Annotated in this window: 16 protein-coding genes, 1 tRNA gene and 2 rRNA genes (1 of these 19 only partly in view); 9 read left to right on the top strand and 10 right to left on the bottom strand. The window is 57.0% G+C overall.

The features are described from left to right. The 3 genes from QSV77_RS21745 to QSV77_RS21735 form a co-directional block, all read left to right on the top strand. Positions 1-1,948 (top strand): 23S ribosomal RNA (locus QSV77_RS21745); it begins 851 nt to the left of the window's first position. 252 nt (positions 1,949-2,200) lie between these two features. Then, positions 2,201-2,315: ribosomal RNA gene (gene rrf / locus QSV77_RS21740) — 5S ribosomal RNA — on the top strand. Positions 2,316-2,538: 223 nt separating this feature from the next. Next, positions 2,539-2,615: transfer RNA gene (locus QSV77_RS21735), tRNA-Met, on the top strand. A gap of 481 nt (positions 2,616-3,096) precedes the next feature. Here QSV77_RS21735 and ureG read toward each other — a convergent pair. The 4 genes from ureG to QSV77_RS21715 all read right to left on the bottom strand — a co-directional run bounded on the left by ureG (position 3,097) and on the right by QSV77_RS21715 (position 8,916). Next, entirely contained in the window at positions 3,097-3,708 is a 612-nt protein-coding gene (gene ureG / locus QSV77_RS21730; RefSeq protein ID WP_269702265.1) for an urease accessory protein UreG, read from the bottom strand. Between the two features lie 870 nt (positions 3,709-4,578). Continuing rightward, positions 4,579-5,640 carry an AI-2E family transporter gene (locus QSV77_RS21725; protein ID WP_302735030.1) on the bottom strand — a complete coding sequence of 354 codons (1,062 nt, stop codon included), beginning with the start codon at positions 5,638-5,640 and terminating at the stop codon, positions 4,579-4,581. Between the two features lie 144 nt (positions 5,641-5,784). Further along, the gene (locus tag QSV77_RS21720) at positions 5,785-7,596 is read right to left on the bottom strand and encodes an SLC13 family permease (RefSeq protein ID WP_302735029.1); all 1,812 of its coding nucleotides are present in this window, start codon (positions 7,594-7,596) and stop codon (positions 5,785-5,787) included. A gap of 216 nt (positions 7,597-7,812) precedes the next feature. Further along, positions 7,813-8,916 (bottom strand): alpha/beta hydrolase, encoded by a 1,104-nt coding sequence (locus tag QSV77_RS21715; RefSeq protein ID WP_283159208.1) that lies wholly within the window; start codon positions 8,914-8,916, stop codon positions 7,813-7,815. Positions 8,917-9,231: 315 nt separating this feature from the next. Here QSV77_RS21715 and QSV77_RS21710 point away from each other — a divergent pair, with 315 nt between their 5' ends. The 6 genes from QSV77_RS21710 (at position 9,232) to QSV77_RS21685 (ending at position 19,174) form a co-directional block, all read left to right on the top strand. After that, positions 9,232-11,061 (top strand): SLC13 family permease, encoded by a 1,830-nt coding sequence (locus QSV77_RS21710; RefSeq protein WP_302735028.1) that lies wholly within the window; start codon positions 9,232-9,234, stop codon positions 11,059-11,061. A 118-nt stretch (positions 11,062-11,179) separates the two neighbouring features. Next, positions 11,180-11,962 carry an alpha/beta fold hydrolase gene (locus tag QSV77_RS21705; RefSeq protein ID WP_302735027.1) on the top strand — a complete coding sequence of 261 codons (783 nt, stop codon included), beginning with the start codon at positions 11,180-11,182 and terminating at the stop codon, positions 11,960-11,962. A 241-nt stretch (positions 11,963-12,203) separates the two neighbouring features. Beyond that, a complete protein-coding gene (locus QSV77_RS21700) occupies positions 12,204-13,268 on the top strand; it encodes an AraC family transcriptional regulator (protein ID WP_302735026.1) in 1,065 nt (354 codons plus the stop codon). Between the two features lie 316 nt (positions 13,269-13,584). Further along, entirely contained in the window at positions 13,585-14,649 is a 1,065-nt protein-coding gene (locus tag QSV77_RS21695; protein ID WP_302735025.1) for a helix-turn-helix domain-containing protein, read from the top strand. Between the two features lie 245 nt (positions 14,650-14,894). Next, entirely contained in the window at positions 14,895-16,031 is a 1,137-nt protein-coding gene (locus tag QSV77_RS21690) for an efflux RND transporter periplasmic adaptor subunit (RefSeq protein WP_302735024.1), read from the top strand. Next, complete coding sequence (locus tag QSV77_RS21685) at positions 16,028-19,174, top strand: efflux RND transporter permease subunit (RefSeq protein ID WP_302735023.1); 3,147 nt, start codon at positions 16,028-16,030, stop codon at positions 19,172-19,174. Before QSV77_RS21690 ends, QSV77_RS21685 begins: the two co-directional genes overlap by 4 nt. Positions 19,175-19,371: 197 nt before the next feature. Here the strand turns inward: QSV77_RS21685 and QSV77_RS21680 are convergent, their stop codons facing one another. The 6 genes from QSV77_RS21680 to QSV77_RS21655 form a co-directional block, all read right to left on the bottom strand. Further along, the gene (locus tag QSV77_RS21680) at positions 19,372-20,403 is read right to left on the bottom strand and encodes an urea transporter (protein ID WP_302735022.1); all 1,032 of its coding nucleotides are present in this window, start codon (positions 20,401-20,403) and stop codon (positions 19,372-19,374) included. Positions 20,404-20,489: 86 nt separating this feature from the next. After that, positions 20,490-22,193: an urease subunit alpha gene (gene ureC, locus QSV77_RS21675; protein WP_269702285.1), complete on the bottom strand. Its 1,704-nt coding sequence runs from the start codon at positions 22,191-22,193 to the stop codon at positions 20,490-20,492. Between the two features lie 9 nt (positions 22,194-22,202). Next, positions 22,203-22,508, bottom strand: a complete 306-nt coding sequence (locus QSV77_RS21670; protein ID WP_142842997.1) for an urease subunit beta — start codon at positions 22,506-22,508, stop codon at positions 22,203-22,205. Between the two features lie 10 nt (positions 22,509-22,518). Further along, the gene (gene ureA, locus QSV77_RS21665) at positions 22,519-22,821 is read right to left on the bottom strand and encodes an urease subunit gamma (protein WP_142842996.1); all 303 of its coding nucleotides are present in this window, start codon (positions 22,819-22,821) and stop codon (positions 22,519-22,521) included. 25 nt (positions 22,822-22,846) lie between these two features. Then, positions 22,847-23,605, bottom strand: coding sequence for an urease accessory protein UreD (locus QSV77_RS21660; RefSeq protein WP_269702289.1), 759 nt, complete (start codon positions 23,603-23,605; stop codon positions 22,847-22,849). 135 nt (positions 23,606-23,740) lie between these two features. Beyond that, positions 23,741-24,301: a YqhA family protein gene (locus QSV77_RS21655; RefSeq protein ID WP_269702290.1), complete on the bottom strand. Its 561-nt coding sequence runs from the start codon at positions 24,299-24,301 to the stop codon at positions 23,741-23,743. Positions 24,302-24,324 lie beyond the last annotated feature (23 nt).

The following is a 24,324-nucleotide window of genomic DNA, read 5'->3' as shown; positions in this document are numbered from 1 at the left end:
CCGCGAAATCTATTTAGGTAGAGCGTCGACCGAATACCCTCGGGGGTAGAGCACTGGATGGGCTATGGGGACTCACCGTCTTACTGATCCTAACCAAACTCCGAATACCGAGGAGTACTAGTCGGCAGACACACGGCGGGTGCTAACGTCCGTCGTGAAAAGGGCAACAACCCTGACCTCCAGCTAAGGTCCCCAAGTCATGGCTAAGTGGGAAAGGATGTGAGGATCCCAAAACAACCAGGATGTTGGCTTAGAAGCAGCCATCATTTAAAGAAAGCGTAACAGCTCACTGGTCTAAATAAGGGTCTTTGCGCCGAAAATGTAACGGGGCTAAAGCCATGCACCGAAGCTGAGGATATGCCGTAAGGCATGTGGTAGCGGAGCGTTCCGTAAGTCTGTGAAGGCGGACCCGTGAGGGCTGCTGGAGATATCGGAAGTGCGAATGTTGACATGAGTAACGATAAAGGGAGTGAGAGACTCCCTCGCCGAAAGACCAAGGGTTCCTGCTTAAAGTTAATCTGAGCAGGGTTAGCCGGCCCCTAAGACGAGGCGGACACGCGTAGTCGATGGGAACCACGTTAATATTCGTGGGCCTGGTGGTAGTGACGGATCTCGTGTGTTGTACATTCTTATTGGATTGAATGTGCGGCGAAGAGGTTCCAGGAAATAGCTCCACCGTATAGACCGTACCCGAAACCGACACAGGTGGTCAGGTAGAGTATACCAAGGCGCTTGAGAGAACTATGTTGAAGGAACTCGGCAAATTGCACGCGTAACTTCGGAAGAAGCGTGACCCCATTTTAGGCAACTATGATGGGGTGGCACAGACCAGGGGGTAGCGACTGTTTATCAAAAACACAGGGCTCTGCGAAGTAGCAATACGACGTATAGGGTCTGACGCCTGCCCGGTGCTGGAAGGTTAAAGGGAGGGGTGCAAGCTCTGAACTGAAGCCCCAGTAAACGGCGGCCGTAACTATAACGGTCCTAAGGTAGCGAAATTCCTTGTCGGGTAAGTTCCGACCTGCACGAATGGCGTAACGACTTCCCCGCTGTCTCCAACATAGACTCAGTGAAATTGAATTCCCCGTGAAGATGCGGGGTTCCTGCGGTCAGACGGAAAGACCCCGTGCACCTTTACTATAGCTTTACACTGGCATTCGCCAAGGCATGTGTAGGATAGGTGGTAGGCTTTGAAGCAGGGACGCCAGTTCTTGTGGAGCCATCCTTGAAATACCACCCTTATCTTCGTGGATGTCTAACCGCGGTCCGTTATCCGGATCCGGGACAGTGTATGGTGGGTAGTTTGACTGGGGCGGTCGCCTCCGAAAGAGTAACGGAGGCGCGCGATGGTGGGCTCAGACCGGTCGGAAATCGGTCGTCGAGTGCAATGGCATAAGCCCGCCTGACTGCGAGACTGACAAGTCGAGCAGAGACGAAAGTCGGTCATAGTGATCCGGTGGTCCCGTGTGGAAGGGCCATCGCTCAACGGATAAAAGGTACGCCGGGGATAACAGGCTGATGACCCCCAAGAGTCCATATCGACGGGGTTGTTTGGCACCTCGATGTCGACTCATCGCATCCTGGGGCTGGAGCAGGTCCCAAGGGTATGGCTGTTCGCCATTTAAAGCGGTACGTGAGTTGGGTTCAGAACGTCGTGAGACAGTTCGGTCCCTATCTGCCGTGGGTGTAGGAATATTGACAGGATCTGTCCCTAGTACGAGAGGACCGGGATGGACGTATCTCTGGTGGATCTGTTGTCCTGCCAAGGGCATAGCAGAGTAGCTATATACGGAATGGATAACCGCTGAAGGCATCTAAGCGGGAAACCAACCTGAAAACGAGTGTTCCCTATCAGAGCCGTGGAAGACGACCTCGTTGATAGGACGGGTGTGGAAGCATGGCAACATGTGAAGCTTACCGTTACTAATAGCTCGATCGACTTCTTCGTTCCCATTGTTCATGCTCATCGAACGCAGTTCGATGATCTGTTCTGTCCTGACGCCCGAAGGGCTCAGGACGGAGCCGCGCCACAGGGCGCGACGACCTCTGGTCTGTATGGCTGCCATGCTCAACCTCGAGCAAAGGTGGAATACGGATCGGTCACGGAAAGACGTGTTAAATTAAATAGGGCCTTGAGCTCTCCAGCTTCTCGAAACAGCAGTTTCCATGTGAAAACATGGAGCATGTTGCGTTTTGCCGACCTGGTGGTTATCGCGGGGCGGCTGCACCCGTTCCCATTCCGAACACGGCCGTGAAACGCCCCAGCGCCAATGGTACTCCGTCTCAAGACGCGGGAGAGTAGGTCGCTGCCAGGTCTGCAAAACGCAACATCTAATCTTCTCATTCACATTCTTCGGCCCAGCCGATAAAAAAAGGGCCGCTCAAGCGGCCTTTCGTCGTTTAAGACCAGAATAAAAAAAAGACGCCTCGTGCGTCCCTTAAAGGAGACAAATCGCCTTCGGCAATTTGCTCCGGCACCAAGCATAACCGCCATGCGGTTACGCTCTCGCGACAAGTTCTGCGAACTTGCGCTGGTAACGCGGGGTGGAGCAGCCCGGTAGCTCGTCAGGCTCATAACCTGAAGGCCGCAGGTTCAAATCCTGCCCCCGCAACCAAATCCCCTCAAAGACGACAATACAATAAAATACCCTCCCGCCGCGGAGGGCTTTTGCGTTCCAAGCACTCAAACCTATGCATCTTCTGGGTCGTAATCTGCATCTCTTTCTGTGCCGATCCAGCCGTTCGAGATTGCCATAAATCCGGATTTGGCCATGATGCGCAAATCATCCAACGCAGAAGAAAGACGCCGTGACCGCCGAACCTTTGCAGATACTCAAGACCATCTACGGCTATGATACGTTCCGTGGACGCCAGGGCGAGCTGGGTTCCGTGCTCGAGCCGTGTCTTCGAGGATTGCTCTAATTAGACCCAGACCGCGCGCCGGGTCTTATTTGAACATGCGGCATTTCGTAGGCATGGGATCGCCCTGGAAGGGGTGGCCTGCGAGGCTATCATTCAGGAAGCTGGGATGCCGGACACTTGGCAGAATGGCTGCCGGAGCATACGTCGATTGTGTGAGAAGCCGCGGCATGCAGTCTAAAGCCCGCCCTGAACCTGCAGGAACTGCAACACCCTGTCGACCCCGTCTCCGCGTTTCATGTCAGAGAAAACGAAGGGCAATGCCGCGCGCATGCGCAGTGCATCCTTGTTCATGACATCAAGATCGACACCGACATGAGGCGCGAGGTCCATCTTGTTGATAACCAGAAGATCGGACCGGGTGATGCCAGGTCCGCCCTTGCGAGGGATTTCCTCACCCTGGCAGACCGAGATAACATAGATCGTCAGGTCTGCGAGATCCGGTGAAAATGTTGCGGCGAGGTTGTCTCCGCCAGATTCGATAAACACCACGTCAAGATCAGGAAAGCGGCCATTGAGGTCTGCTATGGCCTGAAGATTGATCGAGGCGTCCTCACGGATTGCCGTATGCGGGCATCCGCCGGTTTCCACGCCGACGATGCGGTCGGATGACAAGGCCTGCATGCGAACCAGTGCCTCGGCGTCTTCCTTCGTGTAGATATCATTCGTGACGACGGCGACCGAATAATGGTCGCGCATGGCCTTGCATAATTTTTCGGTCAAAGCCGTTTTGCCCGAGCCTACGGGACCACCGATGCCGACACGCAGGGGACCATTCTTCGACGTCATCGCAACCTCCAACGTTAGAGCGCGGGAAAAATCCCATCAACCGGTTAACAGTGTTTTCGCATGGAAAAACCACGCTTATTACGGATTTCGATACAGCAGGCATGAGAGCAGTTAGAGGAACTGCAACGCATATCGGCCCAGAATCTGCCGCAGGGTCTTTCAGACAAGGTACAACCTTTCACGGGAGGACGTGCGACGTCATGACCAGTGCGCAGGTGAGCAGGTCGCTATTCTCATGTCAATCCACACAATTCTGGCTGCCGAGAATTCACGTCGGTCTGCAGAAGCCGAAATGAAATCTGAAATGACCACATCGCGCCTTTCTCGCATGTGATGCGTAAATCGTCCCCGAAATTGGCGCTGCGTCCCTAATATATCCATGATTTACGCCCCGTTGTTGACATCGTCCCGCAGACCCAAACTATTCCCTGAGCGTCTCACTGGTGGAGGAAACAAGATGCGCCCCGCAACATGGTCTGCGTTTGCTCTCGCTGCTTGCCTTATCTTGCCTGTATCGGTACCGGCTCCAGCCTATGCCGTGTCGATCAACATTCATGTCGGTTCCAATCTCAATTTTGGCCGCGCGATAACGTGCAGGCAGGGTCAACAGCTCATTCAGAATCGTGGCTTCCGAAATGTCCGCCGCGTCGATTGCAGGGGCCGGACATTCGTCTATCACGCCAGGCGAGGCAGCGGAGATTTCGAAATTTCGCTCAGTTCCCGCACTGGACGCGTGATGGAGATACGACGGCTTCGTCGGTAGTAATCCAAGCCGGTATTCGGGGCTGATGGTCCGTTGGGTTGCTGCGAATGTATCTCCCTGGATACTATCTATGCGTTCCTGCCGATACCGTGAAAGAGACCCGACAGTCATGTCTGGCTGCCGCTGTCAGGCACGTCGTCTGTTGTATCTCGCCCGGAAGGTGCGCCAAGAACCACTGCTATCCAGCGGGTTCCGGCGAACTGTGCGCAGAACGTGATGATCGCGATCGTGATCGGCACGCCGATGAATGCGCCGAACACACCCCATATTGATGACCAGAAAAACACCGAGAACAACACCAGGAAAGGCGACATCGCCAGCGCATATCCTGCAACACGCGGCTCTATATAACTTCCGATCGCGAATTGTATCACGTTCAGGCCGGCGAAAATAAAGATCGCGGCCTCCGGCGATCCAAACTGCGCCAGAGCGTAGGCACTCGGCAGAAGCGTCGCAATGAACGGCCCCATAAAGGGAATGTAGTTCAGCGCAAACGCAATGACGCCCCATTCTGTTGCAAAGCGCAATCCGAAGACCGCCGACAACACCCAGACCATAATACCAGTCGTAAGGCTCATCAGCGTGCGTACAAACATGTAGCGTCGGAGCTTGGCCGCGGTCTGCATAGCACCACCAATGACGGCATCCGCCGTGTCTTTTGCCAATGCCCTTCGGATATTGCGCGCGACGGCGTCGGTATCGAGGAGCCCGAGCAATACATAGACGACGACAACGATCCAGAAGGAAATCGTCGTATTCAGCCGGGCTGTCACGCCCTGCAGCATTCGAAGCAGCCAACCGACGTTAAAATGTTCGGCCCACAGCCCGGCGACAACGATGCCATGTCCTTCCAGCCACGTCACAAGATTGCTGTAAAGCATCTGGAAGCGGGGGGCGTCGCTGACGACGGAGCGACCGATGCGGCCGAAACCCCATGCACTGACGGATGCAAGCGCTGTGAAGACACAGATGATTATCCCGACCACAATCGCCAGTGCCAGCAGTCTCGGAAGGCGGTTCTGGAGAGTCTTCTGAACCGGCCAGACAAGGGCAATCACAAGAAGTGCACCGGCGATCGGTGCAAAAACCGCAGCGGCGATCTGCAGCGCAGATATAAACGCGATCGTTGCGATCAGAAAAACAGGGCCGACCAGCGTTGGGTTACTCATAAAGTCGATGTCCCTTCCTGGAGAGGATCGCCAAGGGCTGCGACCTGCGGTGCAGGGCAATCAGGCATAGTTGCAAAAATCCGAGTTGGAACAATCGGTTCACTGTCCCAAAACCATGCGTTCCGTCTCAAATCTATCATGCGACTAGAACGGCCAGATCAGCGGAACCATGAAAACGGCGATCAGGAAGAAAAACACCATGAGCGGCGTCCCAAGCTTCCAGTAATCACCGAACCGGTAGCCGCCTGGTCCCATCACCATCATGTTGGTTGTCGTGGCAATCGGCGTCATGAAGGACGCGGAACCGGCAACACAGAGGCTCATGAGAACCGGCTGCGGATCAATTTGCATGGCAGATGCAGCCGCCATTGCGATTGGAATGACAAGCATGGTTGTAGCCGTATTGCTCATCACCTGCCCAAGAGAGGCCGTGAGCACAAATAAACCGGCAACGAGCGCCGTCGGACCGGCTGAGCCGATTGCCGAGACAAGCTCATCGGCCACGAAAGCTGCCGTACCCGATTGCATCATGGCGGTCGAAATCGGCATCATCGCCCCCACGAGCATTACCGTCGTCCAATGAACGGCGCGATAGGATTGCTCGGGCGTAATAACGCCCGACGCGACCAGAACACATGCGCACAGAATGCCCGCAACCGCGGGCGGCACGATATTGGTCGCCAGCATCACGACAAGGCGGATCAGTGCCACTACCGCAACCTTTGCTCCCGGCCCCATTGGAACGGCCTGCCGGCGAACGAGGTCGGGTGAATCAACAACCAGCACATCGGGATCGTTGAGGCGCAGGTCGAGCGCTTCCCAACTGCCTTCGAGAAGAATGGTGTCACCGGCCTCCAGCGTCGGGTTGGCGTAATCAATTTCCTCGCCCCTTCGATGTACCGCCAAAACGATCAGATCACCACTTTCCGTCGCAACGCCTGGAAACATCGGGCGCCCTATGAGGCCGGAGCGTGGCGGAACCATCACCTCCGCCAGGCCGGAGCGCCGGTTGAAGGCCGAATTTCCACCCTCTACAGGCGCGTCCTCGCGAATGGCAAGATGAAGCCGTGCGGCTGCTTCCGCAACAGCCTGTGCGGTGCCTCGAACCAGCAGATAGTCATCCGGCGTGATGCTCCTGCTTCGAGCAGGTAAACCAGAGGCAAGTGCCTGAACGGCCATGACCTGTATCTCGCTTCCACCGCCCAGATCGACGTTGTCCGCCATTACTCCGACCAGGGGAGAACTGTCGCGGATCCTCAACCGGAAGAGCCCGTCCCGCAGACCGTAGTGTTCGACAAGCGTCTGGGCATGGCGGCTGAAGTCGGCGGGCAGCCGGACATTGCTTTTACGTGGAAGCAGGTCTCTTCCGACCAAGAGTACGATCAGGATTGTTCCGGCGAGAAGCGGCACGCCGATATAGGCAAATTCGATGAAGCCGAACCCCTCTCGTCCGGAATCTTCTAAAGCCTCCGAGACGAGGAAATTCTTGGGCGAACCAGTCAGAAGCAGATTGGCCCCGGCGTGAGCCGCAAAAGCGAGCGGCATCAGCAATTGCGCAGGCGATTGACCGAGGCGAACAGCCGCCAGCACGGCAACTGGCATCATCGCTGCAACAGCTCCGCTTCCGCTGACGAGCGACGTCAGGCAACCGACGGCAAGCATGAGAATAAGCAGGAGCCTGGTGCGATTGTTTCCGCCCGCCTGAGCGATCAGCATTTGTCCGCACCATGCGGTTACGCCGGTCCGTTCAAGCGCAGCGCTGATGATGAAGAGACTGGCGATAAACAGAACGGCACGATCCCCGAAACCCGCAAAGGCCTGTTCCAAAGTAACAAGCCCTGCGGCCCAGAGCGAAAGTGTCGCCGCGAAAGCAACAGCAATAACCGGCAGCCTGTTCCATGCGAAAAGAGCGATTGTCGCAAAGATTATCAGACCGGTGCTCTGGATTGGCGACAAACAAAATCTCCCTGCTCGCAGCGCCGGCCTCGTTCACGCCCGCCTTCAGTGCCGAGTTCCGGGACATCACGTGACCGGATCTCTCTGCCGGGCAAGGTCACCTCGCTACGCTAGCAACTGCGGCAACATTAATGATGAGCGACAAATCCCAAAATTGGGCTGATCGTCCCATTTTCAGCGCCGCATCGAGGGCTCCGCAAAGCAGAATTGGAAAATCTAGGGGGTCGTGGCCATGTCGAATATCAGGATCGGAGCGGTCACCGCAAAGGTTGCGACAGCACCAAGGGCATCAATTGTCGTTGCCGGACCTGCAACATCGACATCCGAGATTTTCTGGCCTCGCAGCAGCCGATCGCCGATCAAGCGGACGGCCTCGGGCCGGGTGGCATAGAGCGCGTGGTTGGTACGATCTCCCGAACTCAGCGCGCTGAGATCAAGAACGGTCACGCCGGAAAGATCAGCCAAGGCTCGCCGGTAGTCTTCCTGCGATGGATCGATCCCCCCGAGACGGGCACCACCGCGCGCGATAAACTGCGAAAGCCGAAGGGCCCGGTCTGTCTGCGCCGCGAAAATGGTGATCTGCGGACGCATCGCCCCCATGTCTTCGACCTGCCGCCGGAAGACGCCGACGTCGAGATCCGGAGATGCAAGGATGAGGTTGGAGATTTTACGCGGGACACCGTGTCGTTGAAGAGCAACCTGTCTGACCGCCTCAACCGCAAGCCAGGCACCCATCGAATGGGCCAGCACGACAACTTCATCGATGGATTTGCTATCTATGGCGGCTTGCAACAGGTTCGCCAGATCCGATCGGGAATAGGACGCGTTGTCGAAGTCGCGCTTGTAGTCCAGAAACTGCCCGCGAGATGGCCAGGAAAAAAGGATCGGAACGGCGTCTGCATCCGTATCGTGCACTAGTTGTGCGAAGCGGAAAACGGAGCGGTCAAACGTTGTTCTGAAACCATGCACATAGACGAAAGCCTTGCGCCGGTGTGGCCCCCGGAATGCAGCCGCAACATCCTCAGTTTTGATCGAGGTCACCGATGTCGCGACAAAATTGCGATCCGGATTTCCCGGCGGCCGCCGGGGGAGTTCAAGGGTACCGGGTTTTCGATTGCGAGGGACTGAAACGACGATCCTGCTATAGGAAACCGAGGCGCCGCGATCACCGCCGAACAATACGCCGGGATCTTTGACCGGCTCCCGCGTTGTTGCGGCAATAAGAGTAATCTGATCGGCGTTCGCGACAGGCGACGTTACGGTCAGCAATCCCGTTCGTGGTGCACAGGCCACCAGACAGGCAGAAAAAACAGCAACCAAGAATATGCTTCGCCTGCGCATTTTTACCTCAGTGAGCCGAAGCGCTGGTGCATTACCTTCCGGCACACTCAAAGCCACTGAGCGACCGGCGGCATACTAACTCAGCTCAAACCGGTCGTCACATGGGATCAACGGCTTACCACGAAAAATCGCCCTTGTTCCGCCAGTCCGGGACGGGTTGCGTAGATTCGGGACTGTGATCCCATGACTTATCGCGGCCTCCGGCTCATCGTGATCATCAGGGTTCAGGCGTGCTGGCGTCAGGCAGCCGTATTGAAAACCGTATCAAGTCGGGTTTGTCAAAGGGAAGCAGGATTGAGCCCGGTAGCCCTCGTTGCAATCATCATCGTTGCCGCAATAGTTTTGTTCATCTCGAACAGGGTACCGGCCGTTGTCGTCGCCATGCTGACTTGCCTGTCCCTGTGGGCGACAGGCCTGCTCAGTCTTGACCAGACCCTTGCCGGCTTCGGTGATCCCGCTGTCATTTTCATAGCAACGCTTTTCGTCGTCAGCTCCGCACTTGAGCTCACCGGCGTCACGGTCTGGATGGGCAAGCGGTTATTGTGGAATGCCGGGAAAAAAAGCCGCAGCCGGTTCTTCCTTGTCATGATGAGCCTAGTTGCCATGCTGACGGCACTGACGGGTATCTATGGAGCGGTGGCGGCCTTTTTACCTGTCGTTGTCGTCACTTCGGTTCGGCTTGGACAAAAAACGTCCCAATTCCTTCTCCCGCTCGTCTTCGCCGCCCATGCGGGATCGATGTTGACGCTGACCGGCACCCCGGTAAATGTTCTTGTCTCCGACGCGAGTATCGACGCCGGCGCTGAAGGTTTCGCATTCTTCGAATTTGCTCTTGTCGGGCTACCCCTTCTCGTTGGCAGCATGCTGATCATCATCCTGTTCGGCGAACGACTGTTACCGCAACGAAACGGTCCTTCGATCCCGTCGGATTTCAGCCGTCATGCACGGACGTTGGTGGAACAATACGGGATTGGAGCAAATCTCCACCGCCTGCGTGTTCGCTCCACCTCGCCCTGCATGGGCAAGGCTGTCTCGACGGTCGACATGGCCCCCTATGTCGGCGCCCGGCTGGTGGCGGTGCATGAGGGTGACACCGCCCAGCCGATAAGACGGCCGCATATCGGGGAAAATGATCATCTCCTTTTGAGCGGAAATCCCGACGCGATCGCAAAATTCGCCGTGGACCTGCATTTGTCGTTTCGGGAACACGAGGAAAACTCGGACGATATCCTTTTCAATCACCAGTCCGGACTGGCGGAAGTTGCTATCCCGCCGCGATCGCAACTGATCGGCCAGACAGTCTTTCCCGGCATGGTCACCGAAAGTGGTGATCTTATCATTCTTGCCGTCCAAAAGGCGGGCAAGTCTGTCGATGGCCTCAATGCCAACGGCGATGCAGGGGCGACCTCGCTGGAGGCCGGAGATACGATGCTACTGCAGGGAACATGGAAAGCACTTGATGTGCGCCTGAACGACCCGGACGTGCTCATCGTCAGTTCGCCCGAACTCGTTCGCAGGCAGGCTGTCCCCATGGGGGCCGCTGCCAGGCAAACAGTCGCAATCCTGGCCGCCATGATCGTTCTGCTTGTAACCGGTATCGTTCCTCCAGCCGTCGCCGGTATTCTCGCGGCAGGCGCGATCGTTCTTTCCGGCATCCTGACACCAGAACAATGCTTCAGGGCTATAGGATGGAGCACTGTCATTCTCATAGCAGCAATGAAGCCGCTTGCTGCAGTCATGATTGAGACGGGCGCTGCACCGCTGATCTCGAGGCAACTTGCCAATCTGGTTGGAGACATCAGCCCGACGGGACTTCTGGCCGGCCTGTTCCTGCTGACCGCAATACTTGGACAGTTGATCAGCAACACGGCAACCGCCCTGATCATGGTCCCGATTGGGATCGCAGCAGCGACCGGCATGGGCATCTCACCGCGTCCTGTTCTGATGAGCATCGCAATTGCAACTGCGGCAGCGTTCCTGACGCCGATAGCATCACCCGCCAACGCAATGGTCATGGGGCCTGGCGGTTATCGCTTTCGTGAATACTGGAGGCTTGGTCTGCCGCTGTTCGTCTGGTTCTTCATCGTTTCAGTCTTCGTCGTCCCACTCTTCTGGTCTTTCTAGGATGAGGGACTGGTGGCGTCATTACCTTGCACTGGTCGAAATCCACGAATGAATTTCGCGCTGCTCATGAAGGATGGTCATATACAAACGTACACTCTGAAAATTTTGGAGTAACGGCATGCTGGCGTCAGGACACACGAAAGCCATGACGTATCTTGTCATGCTGATGTGGCTCGTTCTTCATGGAGAAACGGCAACCGCAAAACCGCTTCGCAATGGTTCGGGGTGCGTCGTCCTCGTGCATGGCCTCGCCCGCGGCACCGGTTCTTTCTGGCTGATCGATAAGGCGCTGAGCCGGCAGGGCTATCAAGTGGTAAGCGCCGAATATCCCTCAACGACAGCAAAGGTTTCAGAACTGGTGGGCTACATAGGCCTCGCGGTAGAACGCTGCAGCGCACAACCCGTGCATTTCGTCACACACTCGCTCGGCGGCATTCTCATTCGTTACTGGCTGGCACAAAGGCCAGCCCCCGAATCTCTTGGCAGGGTGGTAATGCTTGCCCCGCCCAACCATGGCTCCGAGATCGTCGATGTGTTCGGCGATTTTCCGCCTTTCGACTGGATCAACGGTCCGGCCGGGCAGGAGCTCGGCACCGGAGCGGGTGCAATCTCGCGTATTCTCCCATCACCTGATTATCCGGTCGGGATTATTGCCGGTGACCTTTCCATCAATCCGCTGTTCAACTCGATTTTACCCGGCCCAAACGATGGGAAGGTGACGGTTGAATCCACCCGGCTCAGCGGCGCGGCAGATCATCTCGTCGTGCACGCAACGCACACCTTCATGACCTACAATCCAATCGTCGTCATGGAGACGATCAGTTTCCTGGAAAGAGGATCGTTCCGGCACGGACTGTCATTCATCACCGCGTCGCAGGAACTAGGATCGATCTTTGAATGAAACAGGCGTAGTCGAGCTGCCATATTTGCTGCTTTGCAACACGTTTGCCGCGAAGCGGGAGTTTTTGCATCTTTTCTTTACAGACCTTGAATTGTAATAATAACATTCACTTGCGCTTAACCTTCGGCACACGGTCAACATTGTGCTTCGTTAAAAATCGGCTTCCTATCACGATGCACCAGCGCAGCGTCGATGCTGGTTACTTCATGTTTTTTCACTCTTGGGTTCAAGGAGAGATATCATGAATGCACGGGTAGAATGTGGGCAGATGTCATCCGCCGAATTTGCGGATGATCCGCTGAGAAGCACGGTAGAATGTGACACGGCCGGCGTCAGCGCGCTTGAACGCTTCGAGTTTTTCCGGAACTGGCATTCGGATATCATCGATGTCGGCCTTGCGGAGGGAGAAACCGCCACCTTTGAAGCCAGCGAGAAAATCTGGCAGATCGCCGATATTGCGTTTGCCGTAATCGATACCTCCCCCGGCCATCTGCTTCGCTGGGAGCACAAGAAAAAGCCAGCCGTCGACAATTGGGTCGTGACAGTCAGGAGCAGTGAGGCATCCGGCCCGAAGGACGGATCACCACGGCGACGGCTTCGCATGGCCAATCTTGCCGCGCCGGGTGACTTCGAGAGCAAAGGACGGCTGATTGCACTGTTCTTTCCCTACGGCGCGGTTGACGCGCCTCTCCATCCCGAGATCGCTGAAAATGCTGTCGAATTTCTTGCCGACTATCTCATCCTGCTTCATCAAAATCTTGTTCACCTCAAACAAAGCAGTGTCTCCAGGGTCGCCGAAGCCACCACCCACATGCTGGCAGCCGTGCTTTTGCCATCGCACGAAAAACTCGTTCAGGCACAGGCACCAATCGACGCCGTGGTTACGACCCGCGCCATTCGCGCGATAGGCGTCCAGATTGCGGATCCGGATCTGAGCCCCGAGCATCTTTGCAAAAGCGTTGGCGTCTCTCGTTCACGCCTTTACCGGATTTTTGAGCCGGCTGGAGGAATCTCCAACTACATTCGCCGCAAACGCCTGTTGGAAACATATCGCGCGCTCGCAGATACGACCAACGTGAACTCCATTTCACAAATTGCCGAGAATGTCGGCTTTACGGACCCATCCAGCTATAGCCGTATGTTCAAACGCGAGTTCGGACTTTCACCGAAAGAAGTCAGAGCTCTTGGTTGGCAGGGAATCCGCCATCCACTGGCCTTTAGCTGCAACCACTTGGATACCGGCGCCGCCACGTTGAACACCTTGCTCATCAGCAATGCGCTTGGCTTGTCGGACGCCAGCGCGTGAAAAAATCGCAGTTTGCATGCTTCGGGCGCTGCCGAACGAGAAAGGGACATCCTGCACATAATTGGGATTAACTGCATATATTCAAATTCACTAATGTGAATAAAGTCGGCCATAACGTTTGTCCTCGACCATCCAATTCCAGCCCTTAAGCTTTTGCTTGAGTTCAGTTTTTATATAACGGTTGTCCTCAAGAGTTGTGTCCGGCCTTTTGTTGCTGGTGAGGTGGCCTTCTGGCAGGCTCGTAAAAAACATGCGGCTTTCTGGATATCTCCCGGTTGCGATCTGCCTTACGCGCTCAAACGGTAGAGTGCCCCTAATGCAGCACCACGCTGATATTGCCGAAGAGAACGATGGCCAGGCCCGCCTGAACAGCATCATTGACATCGATACCCGCGAAGCACCGCCTGCCGAACAGTTCGATCTCTATCGGTCCTGGAACTCAAATCTGGGTGATGTCACTTTATTACGGGAAAAATTCGAGGCATTTGCGGTGCGCCAGAGGGTATGGCAACTGGGCAACCTCGCGCTGCTGTCACTGGAATATCCCCGCACCGGCTATCGGCGGAGATGGAATAACAAGAAAGTGCCGGTCTTCGACCACTGGGTGTTAAGTATTCCGCTGACCCTGTTGCCGGACGGCCTGCTGAACCACAGTGGGCAATTCCACTGGCATTGCCTTTCTTCGCCATACGAGGCGGAAGGCGAAGATGACGGAACGATTGCTCTCATCCTGCCGCGTGATTTTGCGTTCTCGCAGCCCTATGATCTCGCGATCCGGCCAGAAATGTCCGCGCTGATTATCGACTACATCCAGCTGCTGCATCATTCGCTCCCCGGTCGTGTGGAGCGGGATGCCGAACATATGGCCGTCGCGACAACCTCTTTGCTGTCGGCCTGCATCACGCCGACGCGCGACCGTGTGTTCGAAGCGGATGGACCGATCAACGCCGTGATCATGATGCGCGCGAAAAAACTTATCGCCACACAGCTGGCAATGCGCGACCTTTCTCCCGAAAAATTGTGCCGCGACCTCAATGTCTCACGGTCCAGGCTTTATCGGATATTCGAGACCAGTGGCGGTATTTCCAACTACATCCGCCGCCAGCGTCTTTTACGGACCAGAGACATTCTGGCCAATGAAAATGACAGGCGGTCCATCTCCGTAATCGCCGAAGAGTGGGGGTTTACAGACCCGTCGACTTACAGTCGCACGTTTCGACGTGAGTTTGGTGTCACACCCAAGGAGGCACGCGAAGCAGGACGGCTTCGCCCGAAACGGTCGTCGTTTCTGTCCGCAGAACCCTATGGAGAAGAAGGGCCGCCTCTTTACGCTATGTGGGCAAACTGCCGTGTTCCACAATATCAATGGTCGTCGGTGTGAGAGGTTACAGCAAGCAATCGAAGGTCACGGGTCAAACAGTCTTGTGCAGTTTATCCCGGTCTTGTGCACAGTATCCCTATTTAGCTAAATGGCTGCAAAATCCGTACTTTAACAGGATTTTTTGCTTCCCGACCCGCGCTTTACAGAAATATGCTCTGGCTGCCGACCTCGGGGCAGGGCGATGGCAAGCACGCTCGCATTTGCCGTATCTGCCCTGGCCACTAACGCTTTCCGGAGGGTAACGCATGGGAATTACCGGCAGGTTTTCTAAAGTTCTCCTCGCCTCCATGATCGCGGCCTCAGTTGGCATGACGGTTCCGGCACGTGCGCAGGACGCGCCCAAAGTCGCAACGATGAAGGTCGCCGTGGATGATGTTTCTCCGGAATACGAGTTTGTGGGACGCATTGAGGCATTGAATGCCGTCGACATCCGCTCGAGGATAGATGGCTTCATTGACGCAAGGTCATTCGAAGAGGGGGCCGAAGTCGAAGAAGGCCAGGAACTTTTCAGAATTGACAGCCGGGCTCTTGAGATCGCGCTTTCCGATGCGCGAGCTAATCTTACCCGCGCAAATGCGACCCTTCTCGATGCCGAACGGCAGCTTGCGCGCAATCAATCCCTGAACCAGAGCGTCGCGCGCGCAACCGTGGAACAGAGCGAAACGGCACGTGACACTGCGTCGGCAAGTGCGCAGTCGGCAGAAGCGGCCGTGAAGCAAGCCGAGCTTAATCTCAGCTACAGCCATATTACCTCGCCCCTGAAGGGACGGATTGGAACAGCTGCGTTTTCCGTCGGCAGTTACGTGACGCCATCATCAGCGGCGCTGGCGCGTGTCGTTCAGCTTGACCCCGTCCGGGTGGTTTTTTCCGTCAGCGATCGTGCATTGCTGGATTTGCGCGAAGCGGCAGGCGGGGCGAGCAAGGATGAACTTGCCCTTCGCTATAATACGCGCCTGAGGCTCTCCAATGGCCAGATCTATCCCCAGACTGTACCGGTCACGTTCCTCGGCAGCGAAGTCGATGAGGGAACAGGGACGCTGCCGATCCGCTCCGTTTTCCCCAATAGCGATTTCCTGCTGATCCCCGGTCAGTTCGTAACGGTGGTCGTCTCGGAAAACACACGGTTGGAGCGCCCGATTGTGCCACTTGGCGCCGTACAGCAGGACCGGGAAGGACGTTACGTCATGTTGGTGACGGCGGATAAAAAGGCCACTCAACGCCGGATCACCGTGTCCGAGCAACGAAACGGAGCCTGGATCGTCGAGAGTGGTCTGGAGGGAGGTGAAGACGTCATCATCGAAGGTCTCCAGAACGTTGCTGAAGGGTCGGTTGTCGACATCATCGCAGACAAGACGTCATCTCAGCCAGTGGTGCCAAAATGAACATTTCCGCCCCATTCATTGGCCGCCCACGTTTCGCGATGGTCATCGCAGTCGTGATGCTCATCGCCGGCACCGTAGCGCTTCTTCAGATCCCGGTGGCCCAGTTTCCGCAGATCACACCACCTGAAGTCCAGGTGACAGCCAGCTATCCCGGCGCCAGTGCGACCGTGATGACGGACAGCGTTGGCGCTCCGATCGAAGAGCAGGTCAACGGGGTAGAGGGCATGATGTACATGTCTTCGTCGAGCACCGATAACGGTACCTATTCTCTTACTGTGACCTTCGAGGCCGGCACTGATCCGGCTATTGCCCAGGTCAATGTCCAGAACCGCCTTGCACTTGCAACGCCCCGCCTACCCGCTGCCGTCACACAGGCCGGCGTGACGGTTCGGAGTCGCTCGTCAAGCATGCTGCTCGGTTTGGCGATCTATTCACCGAAGGGAACGCAAAGCGAAGTCTTTATCAGCAACTATGCAACGGTAAACATTCGCGATGCCCTTGCCCGGCTCCCCGGGGTCGGCGAAGCGAGTGTCTTCGGCCCGACCTACAGCATGCGTATATGGATGATGCCTGACCGGATGGAGGCACTCGGTATCACTGCTGCGGATCTCACCGCTGCGATCCGAGCGCAGAATGCCCAGGCATCCGCTGGCCAGATCGGCTCGCCACCGGCAATGTCCGGACAGCAGCTGCAGCTTACCGTCATGGCGCGGGGACGCCTCGCCAACGAGGCGGAATTCGGCGATATCATCGTTCGCAGCAACCGTGATGGCGGCGTTGTCCGGCTCCGCGACGTCGCTCGCGTGGAACTTGGCGCCCAGTCATATGATACGGCTTCGACCCTCAATGGTCATCCAAGCGCGACCGTCGTCGTCTATCAGTCATCGGATGCCAATGCACTTGCGGTATCGAATGCAGTGCTCGGCGAACTCGAGAGGCTATCCACACAGTTCCCCGATGACGTTGCCTATACGATGGTATTCGACACGACGTCCTTCGTGCGGGAAACCATCCGCGAAATCTTCGTGACGCTCGCGATCACCTTCGTCCTCGTGGTAGCCGTCGTGTTCGCCTTCCTCCAGGATTGGCGTGCAACGCTGATCCCGACGCTGACGATCCCAGTTTCGCTGATCGGCGGGTTCGCCGTCCTCTACGTTCTTGGTTATTCTGCCAACACGATCACGCTTTTCGCAGTCATTCTGGCAATCAGTCTCGTCGTGGACGACGCCATCATTGTCGTTGAAAACGTCCAGCGACTTATGACGGAACGGGCGATAGACATTCGTGCGGCAACGCTTGCGACCATGGAGCAGGTCACTGGTCCGATCGTTGCGACCACGCTCGTTCTCGCTGCGCTTTTCGTTCCGGTCGCATTTCTGGCAGGGATCACGGGGGAACTCTACCGCCAGTTCGCCGTGACGATCCTCGTGACGGTCCTTTTTTCAACAATCAATGCGCTGACATTGAGCCCGGCTCTTTGCGTGCTCATTCTCAGGCCCGGTCGGGAACACAAGACCGGACTGTTCGGCAGGTTGAACAATGGCCTGGACTCCTCGCGTCGGTTTTATCTGAAAATGTTTTCGCTGTTCGCACGACGTTTTGTGCTCGCGGGCGTGCTGTTTGCCGCAGTCCTGGTCGGCATTTTTGGTTTCTACCGCATGCTTCCGACCGGGTTTGTTCCTGCCGAGGACCAGGGATATCTGTTCATGAACGTGCAGCTTCCCAATGCTGCATCCCTCGAGCGCACCCAGCAGACAATCACGCAGGTAAGTGCGCTGCTGCAGCAAACGCCGGGGATTGCCAACACGATCGGTATTGCCGGTGTCAGCATGGTTGGTGGTGGCGGTTCAAACAGTGGAATGATCATTTCCGCACTGAAGCCATGGAGTGAACGTGGATCCGACCAGAGCGCATTTGCGTTGATCAACCGGCTCCGCCCACAGCTCGCGGCCATTTCCACGGCTTCAATCGTGCCCTTCAATCCCCCGGCAATTCCCGGTCTCGGCACGACAGGCGGCTTTGACTTCCGCCTGCAGGCCCAGGCGGGCCAGAGCCAGCAGGAACTGGCCGAGGTCATGCGAAATCTCATTATGCAAGCGAACCGGACACCGGGACTTGCCGGCGTTTTCAGTACCTTCTCCGCTGAGGTGCCGCAGCTTTATCTCGATATCGACCGGAAGCGGGCCGAGCTCTATGGTGTTTCGCCCGCCGCGATTTTCGCAACGTTGCAGGCTCATCTGGGGTCAACATATGTTGACGATTTCAACATTTTCTCGCGTGTGTATCAGGTCCGGCTGCAGGACGAGGCAGCCTATCGCCAACGTATCGATGACATCCAGCGCCTGAGGGTTCGCAGTCAGTCGGGGGAACTTGTTCCGCTCCAGAGCATGCTTTCCATCTCGACGGTCTACGGGCCGAGCTCGGTCAATCGTTATAATCTGTTCTCATCAGCCTCGATCAACGGTCAGGCAGCAGCAGGCACCAGCACCGGGCAAGCCCTGACGATCATGGGTGGACTGGCAAACGAGGCACTGCCTGCCGGTTTCGGGTTCGAGTGGACGGGTCTGGCGCTTCAGGAGCAGCAATCGGGGAACGAGACGGTCATTATCCTCATCATGGGCATCGTCTTCACCTATCTTTTCCTCGTCGCGCAATATGAAAGCTGGAGCGTCCCGGTTGCCGTGATGTTGTCAGTTGCGGTCGCAGTGGTCGGCGCTCTCGGCGCCCTCGTCGTCGGTGGCATCGATCTCAACATCTACGCCCAGATCGGCCTGCTGCTGCTGATCGGGCTTGCGGCAAAAAATGCGATCCTGATCGTGGAATTCGCCAAGGAACGCCGTGAAGAGGGCATGAGCATTTTCGATGCGGCGTCCGAGGGCACATCCCAGCGCTTCAGACCTGTCCTGATGACGGCACTCGCCTCCATTCTTGGCGTTGTTCCGCTGGTCATTGCAACCGGTGCCGGTGCAGGCAGTCGCCAGGCAATCGGCTCCACGGTGCTCGGCGGCCTGCTGCTGGGTACCGTGCTCGGGCTTGTCGTCATTCCCGTACTTTACCTGGTTGTCCAGACCGGTCGGGAAAGGCTGAAGGAACGGCTCTTCGGGGTCAAACCGGATCCTGTTACCGAGGTAGCCGGCGAATAGCCGGGAGGCTCCGAGGCTCCGAGGCTTCAGCCAGACAACAACGGCGCCCTGTGGCGCCGTTTTGTGTCTTGTCCGAGGAGCATGGTGGTCGATGGAAAGCACTGCGGCACAAATCCTGTTCTTCGGCAGGTCGTCGAAAAATCAGAACAGTCATGTCGACAAAAATGACAGGCATCCTGTGGACGTCGTTTTGAAGATCAACCCTGGTGTCCGAGACAGCGCGCGCGATTATCTTCCGGTGTAGTGGATTCGGCGGGTGGGACTGGCACGAGTGCCTTGAATGCACCCTGACCCAGCAGCATAAGCCAGGTTACGAGAACAAAGGTTGACGTCAGGACCGGCATGCCGATCGGCGTCAGGAAGATGGCAACCGAAGCCCAGAGCCAGCTTGCTATGACAGCGCCAAAAATGGCGTAGAGGAGGCTGCGCCAAGTGAAAACCAGAAAAATGCCGCCGAGCGCCATGGCAGTCAGGGCCGAGTTGTAGCCAAAAAGGCCGTCACGCACCGCCCCTTCCGGTCCTCCATACAGGGCAGCCACCAGCGTGCCGACAATCGCTCCAAGTAAGCCCATTGCGGCGCAAATGCGGGAGTTCAGGCCAATGGCGATCAGGATGAGATATCCGGAAATCCAGTTGTCCTGGAAAAAGATCTGGCCGATCGACGTGCCGATCCCTTCGTACCAGGTTGAAAGGACATAAGGCACCGTGTCGGAAAACTGCTCGGGCGAGATGGGTTTGGCCATGGGGCCGGCATCGATGGCATCGAATTTCAGAACGGCGAAGAGAAAGAGCCATCCGACAAGGACGAACGGCATCGTCAGCGGCGCCACCTTGTGAGGCGCGAGCAATGCACCAATGCTGGCAAGCGCCATTGTGGTGAAGGCGGCAGCACAGATGATGTAGACAACCATCGCGATGGACGGGATGGAGCCGGCCCGAAAATCCTCGCTGGTGAAGGCAACGAGCGCCAGGCCGACCAGCGCGCCATTGAACCCGTAAAGGCCATCACGCAGCATTCCTCTGTCAGCCTTGAGGATCACCGCCGTCAAGGTGCTCGAGATGACCCCGAGAATACAGATGACGGCGTAAATCCATGAATTCCAGACAAGTGCGGCCAGGATGACGAGGCCTGACAGCGGGTTGTTCTGAAAGACGACCTGCCCGATGCCCCGCAGCGACCAGTCCACGAAAGAAAACAGGGGGTGATCCGGAAAATGGTTCAGCTTCATGAATACGTGCTCCTGTCGCGCAGGCTCGAGGCTTCTGCCCTGTTGTTGGAAATACCGGACGCGTAAACGCCCGGTATTCCCGCTTTCTAGAAGAGGAAATACCGCTGCGACATCGGCAGCACGTCGGCCGGTTCGCATGTGATCAGCTCTCCGTCGACGCGCACCTTGTAGTTTTGCGGATCGACCTCGAGCTTTGGTGTGCGGCTGTTGTGGATCATGTCCTTCTTGCGCACCGTCCTGGTACCGCTGACAGCGACGAGCTGCTTGTTCAGTTTAAGTTTCTCACCGATGCCGTCATCAAGCGCCGCCTGCGAGACGAATGTGACACCTGTCGAACCGAGGGCGCGGCCGAGCACGCCGTACATCGGGCGGTAATGCACGGGCTGCGGTGTGGAAATCGACGCATTCGGGTCACCCATCGGGGCCATGGCGATCATTCCACCGATCATCACCAGTTGCGGCTTGATGCCGAAAAATGCTGGTTTCCAGAGAGCGAGGTCTGCTCGTTTTCCCACCTGAACGGACCCGATCTCATGAGCAAAGCCGTGCGTCAGAGCCGGATTGATCGTATATTTGGCGATATAGCGCTTGACACGAAAGTTGTCGTTTCGCTCGCTGTCTTCCGCCAGTGGACCACGCTGGACCTTCATCTTGTGCGCGGTCTGCCAGCAACGAAGCGTCGTCTCGCCGATGCGACCCATCGCCTGCGAATCCGAAGACATCATCGAAAAGACGCCAAGGTCGTGGAGAATGTCTTCCGCCGCAATTGTCTCGCGCCGGATACGCGACTCGGCAAAGGCAACATCTTCCGGGATCTGCGGGCTGAGGTGGTGGCAGACCATCAGCATATCGAGATGTTCGTCGATGGTGTTGATCGTAAATGGCCTGGTAGGATTTGTAGACGACGGAAGGACGTTTTCTTCACCGGCTGCGGTAATGATGTCAGGCGCATGCCCGCCGCCAGCGCCTTCGGTGTGGAAACTGTGGATGGTACGACCCTTCATCGCCGCCAGGGTATCCCGAACGAAGCCGCTCTCGTTGAGCGTGTCACTGTGGAGCGCGACCTGAATGTCCATCTCGTCGGCAACCGTCAGGCAATTGTCGATGGCAGCCGGTGTCGTTCCCCAGTCTTCATGCAGCTTGAGACCAACAACGCCGGCGCGAATCTGCTCCCGCAGCGGATCGGGTTTGCTTATGTTGCCCTTTCCAAGCAGGCCGACATTGATGGGCAGCGCTTCCGCTGCCTCAAGCATCCGGTGAATTGCCCAGGGGCCGGCGGTAACAGTTGTCGCGAGCGTACCGACCGTCGGTCCCGCACCTCCGCCAACAAGCGTCGTCGTGCCGCTCGCGAGCGCCTCTTCGGCCTGTTGTGGTGCGATGAAGTGGATATGGGTGTCGACGCCGCCTGCGGTGAGGATGCGCCCTTCGCCGGCGATGACGTCGGTGGCGCCACCGACAATAATCGATATTCCCGGCTGGATATCGGGGTTGCCTGATTTGCCGATGCCGGAAATTCGGCCATTCTTGATGCCGACATCCGCTTTGATGATGCCCCAGTGATCAATGATGATGACATTGGTGATGACGACATCGGCAACCTCGGCCGCCGGCCGCTGGCTTTGACCCATGCCGTCGCGGATCACCTTGCCTCCACCAAACGTCACCTCCTCGCCGTATATGGTGTGATCTTCCTCGATCTCGATGACGAGTTCCGTGTCCGCCAACCGAAGCCTGTCGCCCTTGGTCGGACCGTAGAGATCGGCGTAGTTCTGCCGTGTGATCGTTACCATCCTTGCCTCCTAGAGCTTGCCCATAACCTTGGCGTTGAAACCGTAAACCTCTCTTCCACCATCGAGCGCCACGAGCTCGACCGTGCGCTCCTGCCCCGGCTCGAAGCGGACTGCCGTTCCGGCAGGAATATTGAGCCGGAAGCCACGGCTGGCCTCCCGGTCGAACAGCAGCGCTTCATTCGTTTCATAGAAGTGATAGTGGGACCCCACCTGGATCGGTCTGTCGCCGGAGTTGGCAACGTCGATCTTGCGCGTCTGCCGATCCTTGTTGAGCTCGATGGAGCCATCCTCGATAAAATATTCGCCGGGAATCATGATAGCCTCCTCAGGGAATGGGGTTGTGGACGGTGACGAGTTTCGTACCGTCGGGAAAAGTCGCTTCGACCTGTATGTCGTGGATCATCTCCGGCACGCCCTCCATGACCTCTTCACGGGTCAACAATGTCGCGCCATATGACATGAGATCGGCGACGGTTCGCCCTTCGCGGGCGCCCTCCAGCAGTGCCCCTGAGATAAAGGCTACCACCTCTGGGTAGTTGAGTTTCAGGCCCTTTGCCCTGCGCCGTTCTGCGAGCAGTGCAGCGGTAAAGATCAGGAGTTTGTCCTTTTCACGCGGTAGCAGTTCCATGGGTAGCCCTCATCGTTTTGCTGGTTCACGTTGCCCAGATGCGTGGAGCGACGGCCTTTTTCATGAGGCCTCGTTCGCGAAGAATGCTCCACGCCTGGAGAAAAAGCGCCTTGCCTTCGGACATGCGCTGGCCGAGGTAACGGCAGACGATCACATGCTCGAGCTGGCTGACCGAAAAAACACCTGTCGCCTGTGTGCCAAGCGTCTCGCGAATACATTCAACGGTGTTTTCGAGCGCGGGTCCCGCGTAGACCATTGTTCCGACGATCGGGCGCCCGGCAAAAAAGACCGGGGCGTCCAGAATCTCCGGTGAGCGCGAAAACGCCATTCGCTCGAACCAGATAAGCTCGCCATCGCGAAATATCTCGACACGTTGCTGAAGCCCACCGGTCACGAAACGCTCCCCCGCCGCTGGGCGGCCGAGGCTGATAAAGTCCCAGCCGGCATAAACGGCATTGCCCGCAAGCGTGACGCGGGTGTTGATGGAAGCATCCGCACCCTCAAAAAGAATGGTTTCCTGCGGGAGATTTTCGCAGATACCGTTTTCGCCAACGTCGATCTGCGTGCGTTGCACGCTCGCGCCGCCATCGGTGCGGTAGAATTTCGTCGCACCGGGGGTGGTGAGGACGCAGCGCGCCTGCGGAGCAAGGCGACAATTGATGTCGAGGACATCGCCACCTGCAACGCCGCCCGGCGGATGCAGAATGTAGACATGCGCGGAGCCATCGCTTTCGGGATGAAAGGCACGTTGAACCGCAAGCGGCCCGCTATGGCGTCTGTGCATGAGGCGGGTCTTCCCGTGGGATTGCGCAAACCACAATTCGAGCTGCGCATTCCATCCGTTGACCATGGGCGAAAATCCCTCTCGTGATCGCTCCTGGCGGCCTGCGCTACGATTCAAGTCCACCGGTACCTCCAGCTATTCGGAAGGTGGTTGCTCAGACGGCTTTGCGCCGGCTTGTCGCACCACGTCCTTCGTGTGATCGCTCCGTTTTTCGCTCCGTGTCCCTTCTGCCAAATGGTGCGAACTCGCGGTCAGCTTCATTGCTCCTGCCAAAAGGAGCGCGGATATCGGAAGCACCAGCGCTTCCCATTGCAAAGGCATCTGCATTTCACCGACCTGGGCGGCAAAATGGACAACGAGATAAAGGATGATCATCTGGAAGAAGAGGTTCTTGAGCTCCGCTACGGTATCGATGATCATCCATTGCGGCAGCTTCGATCGCTGCTCGGGCGGGATGTCGAGCGCAAAGCCAAGTGCAATACCGCAGCCCACCACCATCAACACGATGCCCAGGAGAATTTTGTCCGTTGCGCGCAGCACCGCGACGATGACGGACATATCGGGGTTCAGCCGGGCCATCCGGAAACTGTCCACAAGCATAAGTATGGCTTCCCAGAACATCAGGAAGGCGCCGAAAAGCACACCCGCGGCGGCAAGGATGAGAACGGACCGGAGGCCACGAAACAACGAAATCAATGCATAGCCCTCCCTGGACTATC

This window comes from Agrobacterium sp. V1 (genome assembly GCF_030518355.1).
GTDB classification, from domain to species: Bacteria; Pseudomonadota; Alphaproteobacteria; order Rhizobiales; family Rhizobiaceae; genus Agrobacterium; species Agrobacterium cucumeris.
This window is presented reverse-complemented; position numbering and strand designations above follow the sequence as displayed.

What these genes read in the sequence shown, in the direction of transcription:
- ureG (WP_269702265.1), bottom strand. Translation starts at nt 3,708, where the DNA reads ATGACGTCGAAGAATGGTCCCCTGCGTGTCGGCATCGGTGGTCCCGTA.
- QSV77_RS21725 (WP_302735030.1), bottom strand. Translation starts at nt 5,640, where the DNA reads ATGAGTAACCCAACGCTGGTCGGCCCTGTTTTTCTGATCGCAACGATC.
- QSV77_RS21705 (WP_302735027.1), top strand. Translation starts at nt 11,180, where the DNA reads ATGCTGGCGTCAGGACACACGAAAGCCATGACGTATCTTGTCATGCTG.
- QSV77_RS21700 (WP_302735026.1), top strand. Translation starts at nt 12,204, where the DNA reads ATGAATGCACGGGTAGAATGTGGGCAGATGTCATCCGCCGAATTTGCG.
- QSV77_RS21695 (WP_302735025.1), top strand. Translation starts at nt 13,585, where the DNA reads ATGCAGCACCACGCTGATATTGCCGAAGAGAACGATGGCCAGGCCCGC.
- QSV77_RS21690 (WP_302735024.1), top strand. Translation starts at nt 14,895, where the DNA reads ATGGGAATTACCGGCAGGTTTTCTAAAGTTCTCCTCGCCTCCATGATC.
- QSV77_RS21685 (WP_302735023.1), top strand. Translation starts at nt 16,028, where the DNA reads ATGAACATTTCCGCCCCATTCATTGGCCGCCCACGTTTCGCGATGGTC.
- QSV77_RS21680 (WP_302735022.1), bottom strand. Translation starts at nt 20,403, where the DNA reads ATGAAGCTGAACCATTTTCCGGATCACCCCCTGTTTTCTTTCGTGGAC.
- ureC (WP_269702285.1), bottom strand. Translation starts at nt 22,193, where the DNA reads ATGGTAACGATCACACGGCAGAACTACGCCGATCTCTACGGTCCGACC.
- QSV77_RS21670 (WP_142842997.1), bottom strand. Translation starts at nt 22,508, where the DNA reads ATGATTCCCGGCGAATATTTTATCGAGGATGGCTCCATCGAGCTCAAC.
- ureA (WP_142842996.1), bottom strand. Translation starts at nt 22,821, where the DNA reads ATGGAACTGCTACCGCGTGAAAAGGACAAACTCCTGATCTTTACCGCT.
- QSV77_RS21660 (WP_269702289.1), bottom strand. Translation starts at nt 23,605, where the DNA reads ATGCACAGACGCCATAGCGGGCCGCTTGCGGTTCAACGTGCCTTTCAT.